The organism is Bradyrhizobium ferriligni, assembly GCF_056837965.1.
Map to the genome: position 1 here is coordinate 1 of NZ_JBXEJO010000176.1, position 1,489 is coordinate 1,489.

Below are 1,489 nucleotides of genomic sequence, written 5' to 3' on the forward strand. Positions count from 1 at the left end.
GCAGTGGACACAACCCTGAGAGAAGAACAAGCTGGTTTTAGACCTGGGAGAAGCTGCTTAGACCAAATAATTACCCTACGACTAATTTTGGAGGAACATATTGAGAAGCAACAACCACTTATACTAAATTTCATCGATTTTAAAAAAGCCTTTGATAGTCTACACAGAATCTCTCTGTGGAATATTCTGAGATGCTATGGAATACCAGACAAAATAATAAACATTATCAAGAGCCTCTATGATGGTTCACAGTGTGCAGTTCGCACTGATGGTGGACACAGCGACTGGTTTATGGTTGAAACCGGAGTAAAGCAAGGCTGTATTCTATCTCCGCTATTGTTTGGAGTGGCCATTGACTGGGTGATGCGAAAATGTTGCAGGGGCGAAACTGGCATCGATTGGGTAGAAAATAGTCAACTAGAAGATTTGGATTTTGCAGATGATATTGCCTTGTTAAGTAGAAACAACCAAGATATGCAAAGAAAAACAGACAACTTGTCATCTATAGCATCAAAAGTTGGACTGCAGATAAGCTATGAAAAAACAAATATAATGAAGACACCTATGGCAAGTAACGCAGATATCACCCTGGAATCTAAAATGATAAAAATAACAGAGCAGTTCACCTATTTAGGTAGCAATTTTGATTGCACAGGAAATGTTAAAAAGAAATTATGATACGAATTGACAAAGCAACATCAGCTTTTAAAAGTCTAAATAAAATATGGAACTGCAAGTTATATAGTATTAAAACTAAATTACGAATTTTCAATTCAAATGTTGTATCAATCCTAACATATGCCAGCGAGAGTTGGAAAATGACTAAAGATATAGAAAGCAAGTTGAATGCATTTGAAAATAGATGTCTGCGAAAAATAATGAATATAAAATGGAACGAATTCAGGAGAAGTGATGAAATCAGAGACATGTCTGGTCAACCACTAGTGACAACTGTTATAAGAAAGAGAAGATGGAGATATGTTGGACACACCTTGAGGAGAAATGATCAACGAATATCAAAGCAGGCATTGAAGTGGGATGCAAAGGGTTCAAGAAAGAGAGGTCGACCTAAGGAGACCCTGAAACGAACTTTGCTGAGAGAGGCATGAAATATCGGTCTCAATTCCATGGAAGAGATTGAGCAAGTTGCCCAGGATAGAGCGATATGGAGAAATTACTTGCAGGTTTGAGGTTAAAAGAAAGAAACACGATCGAATTGAGTCGAAATTGTATTATCCCTGCCGTCACTGTCCTTGGATGCGGAGAGGACTGATAATGAGGATTCGCTAAAGACCTTTCTCAGAAATCTGCAACTGTTATCTAAAGTCGGCTTTTCTTAGAAAACATTCCACAATTATTTCAAGGTAATATGCGTCAAAATGTTTGTCAACTAATACGATGTGACCTACTTAACATTATAATAAGAACGAATGTAAGGACACGGAAGATAATGGAGAACAAGATCAGTCGAGATTTGATTGAAGTAAAT

At 37.3% G+C, this 1,489-nt stretch carries 2 protein-coding genes; both read left to right on the top strand.

The window, feature by feature from the left end:
- Positions 1 to 678 (top strand): RNA-directed DNA polymerase (locus AC1VNY_RS42420; RefSeq protein WP_482409654.1); only part of this gene is annotated, 678 nt, incomplete at its 5' end.
- Positions 679 to 818: 140 nt separating this feature from the next.
- Entirely contained in the window at positions 819 to 1,109 is a 291-nt protein-coding gene (locus tag AC1VNY_RS42425) for a hypothetical protein (RefSeq protein WP_482409655.1), read from the top strand.
- Positions 1,110 to 1,489: the final 380 nt, after the last annotated feature.

Coding starts and splice junctions, on each gene's coding strand:
- AC1VNY_RS42425 (WP_482409655.1), top strand. CDS start 819: ATGACTAAAGATATAGAAAGCAAGTTGAATGCATTTGAAAATAGATGT.